The organism is Paraburkholderia sp., from assembly GCF_035948235.1.
In the GTDB taxonomy this organism is placed as follows: Bacteria; Pseudomonadota; Gammaproteobacteria; order Burkholderiales; family Burkholderiaceae; genus Paraburkholderia.
The window spans coordinates 1-4,305 of record NZ_DASZJJ010000040.1; the positions used below are offsets into that span (position 1 = coordinate 1).

Sequence of the window (4,305 nt, forward strand, 5' to 3'; positions counted from 1 at the left end):
AAAGGAGTAAATCGTGCAGTCTCCGGTACCGAAAGGACTAGCCGTTGCCGCGGTTCTTACGTTCTCGTTGATAATCGCGGGATGCGCCAGTACCGGGGGAATCGCCCCCCAAGCGAAGCACGTCGATGCGAGCGAACTGGACGTCGGATCGGCGATCCGCGCGGCCAACACCGATGCGAAGTGGCCCGCCAGCGACTGGTGGCGCGGCTACAACGACCCGCAGCTGAACGACTGGATCGAAACCTCGATCGCGGGCAATCCGTCGCTCGCCGCCGCCCAGGCGCGGGTGCGCGAGGCGCGTTCGATGGCGGGCGTGGCCGAAGCCGGCCTGCTGCCGCAGATCAACGGCAACATGTCCGTGCAGCGCCAGCACTGGTCCGACAATGGCTATTACGGACCGGGGTCGCTCGCGAACTCGAATTCGTGGAACAACACGGCCACGCTCGGTCTCTCCTACCACCTCGATCTCTGGGGTCAGGACAAGAACAATGCCGAGCGCGCGCTCGACGTGGTGCACGCCACAGCCGCCGACGCCCGCGCCGCGCAACTCGAACTCGAAGTAAATGTCACGCGCGCATACATCGACATGTCGATGAACTACGCGCTGCTCGATATCGCGAAGCAGACGCTTGGCGAACAGCAGCAGCTCCTCGTGCTCGCGCAGCGACGCCTGCAGGGAGGCATCGGCACGCAGCTCGATGTGAGCCAGGCCGAAACGCCGCTGCCCGAGTACGAACGCCAGATCGACTCGCTCGAAGAAGCGATCGCGCTGGGCAAGAATCAGCTCGCGGCGCTTGCGGGCAAAGGCCCCGGCGCGGGCGAGGCGATCCAGCGCCCGGCGCTGTCACTCGCCGCTCCGGCGGGCCTGCCGTCGGCGCTGCCGGCCGAACTGATCGGCCATCGCCCCGACATCGTGGCGGCGCGCTGGACCGTCGCCGCCCAGGCGCGTGGCATCGATGTGGCCAAGGCCGACTTCTACCCGAACATCAACCTGCTCGTGTCGATGGGCGGTTATGCGGCCGCCGGTCCCATGTTCCAGTTCCTGAAGTCGATAAGTGGCAGCTACGCGGGCGGCCCGGCGCTGTCGCTGCCGATCTTCGACGGCGGACGGCTGCGCTCGCAGCTCGGCGCACAGTCGGCGGCTTACGACATCGCCGTGGATCAGTACAACCAGACGATCGTCACCGCGCTCAAGGAAATCGCCGATCAGGTGGTGCGCATGCGCTCGCTGGCGACCCAGGAAGACGATGCGCATCGCTCGGTCGCGGCCGCGCAGCACAATTACGACCTGTCGCAGGAAGGCTTTCGCCGTGGGCTGACGGACTACGTCAACGTCCTGATCGCGCAGACGCAGTTGCTGCGCGCCCAGCAAGGCGTCGCGCACATCCAGGCCGAGCGCCTGACCGCGCACGCCACGCTCGTGGCGGCGCTGGGCGGCGGCATGATCGCTGCCGGGGCCGATACCGCAGCCGACCCCGCCGTGTCGAGCCCGAGCGCTGCCGAGCAACTGCCGGCGCACGGCAAGAAGACGCGCGCCGTGCCGCTTGCGCCCGCCGCACTGCTCGCGCCGCGCTCGTCTGCTGACGCCGGCGCTCAATAAGGCGCGCGACGATGCAAGCCTCTTCCCCCTCTTCGCAACCGGACGGCCAGAGCCTCTTCAAGGCTTTCGCCGACTGGGCGCGCACCGACGGCCTCGTCTGGCTCTATCTGTTCAAGACGATCGCCGCCGCGCTCATCGCGCTGGGTATCGCGATGAAGCTCGAACTGCCCTCGCCGCGCACCGCCATGACGACGGTGTTCATCGTGATGCAGCCGCAGAGCGGCCCGGTGTTCGCCAAGAGCTTCTACCGGCTTTGCGGCACGCTGGTCGGACTCGTCGTGATGCTCGCGCTGATCGGCCTGTTCGCTCAGCGGCCCGAACTTTTCATCGCCACCACGGCGATCTGGGTCGGCATCTGCACGGCGGGCGCCGCGCGTAACCGCAATTTCCGCTCGTACGGTTTCGTGCTCGCGGGCTATACGGCGGCGCTGATCGGCATTCCGGCCTCGCAGCATCCCGACGGCGCGTTCATGTCGGCAATGACGCGGGTGGCCGAAATCTCGATCGGCATTCTGACCTCGGGTGTCGTGAGCGCGATCGTGTTCCCGCAATTTACCGGCGAGCTGCTGCGCTCGACGGTGCGCCGGCGCTTTTCGTCGTTTGTCGACTATGTGTCGGCGTCGCTCGCCGGTCGTATCGACCGGTCGCAGATCGAAGCGACCAATGCGCGCTTCGTGGCCGATATCGTCGGCTTCGAGGCGAGCCGCAGCAACGCGGTGTTCGAGACGCCCGATTCGCGCATGCGCTCCGGGCGGCTCGCGCGCCTGAACACCGAATTCATGGCGGCATCGACACGCTTTCACGCGCTGCACCAGTTGATGAACCGTCTGCGCAGCGACGGCTCGACGGTGACGGTCGACGCGCTCGAACCGTATTTCCGCGAGATCGCCCCGCTATTCGAAAACGCCGGCGAGCGCGTGCTCACCGCCGCCGATGCGACGCACGCCTCGGCGCAGCTCTCGCAATACCGCGCGGCGCTGCCCAGACGCGTGCGCGAAACCCGCGCGCAACTCGAAGCGGCGTTGCCCGTGAACGACGCCGCCGCCCTCGCCCACAAGGCCGCACGGCTGCTCGACTTCGACACCGCGACCGAGCTGTTCTACCGCTTCGTCCACGAGATGAACGAGTACACGGCGACCTACGCCTCGCTTGCCGTCGATACGCATTCGCGCGAAAAGTGGATCGCCCGCTACGTGCCGAAGACGAATATGGTCGCCGCGAGCGTGCACGGCGTGCGCGCGGCCATCGTCATGGGTCTGCTGGGCGCGTTCTGGATCGCCACCGCCTGGCCAAGCGGCACGAATCTCGTGCTCAACGCCGCGGCCACCTGCGCGCTGGCTTCGGCGTCGCCGCAGCCCACGCGCATGGCCAGACAGATGGCGATCGGCACGGCGCTCGCGTCCATCGTCGGCATGATCCTGACCTTCGGCGTGTTTCCGCATATCGACGGCTTTCCGATGCTGTGCGTGGCGCTCACGCCGGCGCTGGCGCTGGGCACCTTTATTTCGACGCGGCCGAAGTATGTGGGCATCGGCGTGGGCTACTGCATCTTCCTGTGCTTCCTCGCGGGCCCGGACAATCTGGTGCAGTACAACCCGACCGGCTACATCAACGACGCGTTCGCGCTCGTGATTGCGCAGATCGTCTCGGCCGCCGCCTTCGCCGTGCTGCTGCCGCCTTCGACGCCCTGGCTGCGTAACCGTCTGCTGGCCAATCTGCGCGGCCAGGCCGTGCATGCCTGCCGCTCGCGGCTGCAAGGGCTGCCGGGCACCAAGGGCGGCGCGGGCCTGCGCAACCGCTTCGAAAGCGGCGCGCGCGACCTGATGTTCCAGCTCAACGCGCTCGCGGGCAACGACGAGGCATTCCGCCAGGACACGCTGCGCTGGATGTTCTCGACGCTCGAAATCGGCAACGCCGCCGTCGATCTGCGCGAAGAACTGGGTTCGCTGCCTGCGCATGCGCGCTTCGCGAAGAACGCACCGTGGCGCGCGCAAACGGCCGCGACGCTCAAGAGCGTGGCCGCGCTGTTCGAGCGCCCGGATGCGCGCCGCCATGCGGCCGCCCTCGCGACGACCAGCGCCGCGATCGGCGCCGCGCAGGCCGTGTTCGAAGACGTGCTGCGCGGCGATGCACCGCGCGAAGAGCGGCATCCGTTGCAGCGCTGCCTGAGCCATCTGCATTTCATCCGCACCGCGCTGATCGATCCGCAATCGCCGTTCGCGGCGTATGCGCCGGCAAGCGCCAGCGCGGATACGAACCACCCGTCGGGCCGTCGTCCCGGCGACACGCAAGGAGCGAACCATGCCTCGTGACGTAGCGTTTCTGGACGCCTACATTCCGGCGATCGTGCTGCTCTTCATTCTGGGCGCGGCGATCACCTGGGTGCTCGATTCCGTGCTGGCCCGAACCGGCCTGTATCGCATCGTGTGGCACCCGTCCCTGTTCCGCGTGAGTCTGCTCGTGGTCGTGTGCTGCGTGATCGGGCTTGCCGTCTATCGTTGACACCGGCGTTGAACCGGCTTGAAAGAATCATGACTATCCGAAACATTATTGGCTTTATCGCGACGGCAATCATTTTCGTCGTCGCCATCCTGGTCGGCCGCGCGCTGTGGGTTCATTACATGGACGAGCCGTGGACCCGCGACGGCCGCGTGCGCGCCGAAGTGGTGAACATCGCCCCCGACGTCTCCGGCGCCGTGGTCGAG

Annotated in this window: 3 protein-coding genes and 1 pseudogene; all 4 read left to right on the forward strand. The window is 67.2% G+C overall.

Annotation, left to right across the window (positions count from 1 at the left end; all coding sequences use genetic code 11):
• The first annotated feature begins 13 nt into the window (after window positions 1-13).
• Window positions 14-1,600: an efflux transporter outer membrane subunit gene (locus VG320_RS02545; protein WP_327198595.1), complete on the forward strand. Its 1,587-nt coding sequence runs from the start codon at window positions 14-16 to the stop codon at window positions 1,598-1,600.
• An 11-nt stretch (window positions 1,601-1,611) separates the two neighbouring features.
• Window positions 1,612-3,912, forward strand: a complete 2,301-nt coding sequence (locus VG320_RS02550; protein WP_327198596.1) for an FUSC family protein — start codon at window positions 1,612-1,614, stop codon at window positions 3,910-3,912.
• A complete protein-coding gene (locus tag VG320_RS02555) occupies window positions 3,902-4,102 on the forward strand; it encodes a DUF1656 domain-containing protein (protein ID WP_167056474.1) in 201 nt (66 codons plus the stop codon). The genes VG320_RS02550 and VG320_RS02555 overlap by 11 nt, the downstream gene beginning before the upstream one ends.
• A 29-nt stretch (window positions 4,103-4,131) precedes the next feature.
• Window positions 4,132-4,305 (forward strand): annotated as a pseudogene (locus VG320_RS02560) (efflux transporter periplasmic adaptor subunit); the annotation flags it as partial.

What these genes read in the sequence shown, in the direction of transcription:
- VG320_RS02550 (WP_327198596.1), top strand. Translation starts at nt 1,612, where the DNA reads ATGCAAGCCTCTTCCCCCTCTTCGCAACCGGACGGCCAGAGCCTCTTC.
- VG320_RS02555 (WP_167056474.1), top strand. Translation starts at nt 3,902, where the DNA reads ATGCCTCGTGACGTAGCGTTTCTGGACGCCTACATTCCGGCGATCGTG.